At 46.2% G+C, this 651-nt stretch carries 1 protein-coding gene; it reads left to right on the plus strand.

The window, feature by feature from the left end; genetic code table 11:
* Window positions 1-49: 49 nt before the first annotated feature.
* The coding region (locus A3738_RS01685; protein ID WP_156503884.1) for an aminotransferase class III-fold pyridoxal phosphate-dependent enzyme at window positions 50-651 on the plus strand (602 nt) is incomplete at its 3' end.

Below are 651 nucleotides of genomic sequence, written 5' to 3' on the forward strand. Positions count from 1 at the left end.
CATAAACTCGACTCATAGACGTTCAATATAACACACAGAGGCTTTGTAAATGTCGAACTCTGACTTTGGTAATAACGATGCATTTTGGATGCCCTTCACGGCTAATCGACAATTCAAAAAACAACCACGCATGCTCGTCTCAGCAGAAGGAATGCACTACACCTCTGATGATGGTCGTACAATTTTAGACGGTACCGCCGGCTTATGGTGTACTAACGCAGGGCACGGTCGCGAACAAATTTCGCAAGCAGTTAGTCAGCAAATTCGAAATCTAGATTTTGCGCCGACCTTCCAAATGAGTCATCCACTACCACATCAACTTGCTGATCGCTTGGTGAAGCACTCGCCAGAGAATATGGATCATGTGTTTTTTACCAACTCAGGTTCAGAGTCTGTCGATACGGCATTAAAGATCGCTTTGGCTTATCATCGCGCAAAAGGCAATCCTTCAAAAACACGTTTAATTGGCCGTGAACGCGGATATCACGGTGTCGGCTTTGGCGGTATTTCAGTTGGCGGCTTAGGTAACAATCGACGTGCTTTTGGTAGCTTGCTTACCGGCGTTGACCATCTACCTCATGCATATTTACCAGAACAGGCTTTTGCAAAAGGCCAGCCACCAGAAGGCGCCTATTTAGCTGATGCGCTTGA

Source organism: Oleiphilus sp. HI0066, from assembly GCF_001635725.1.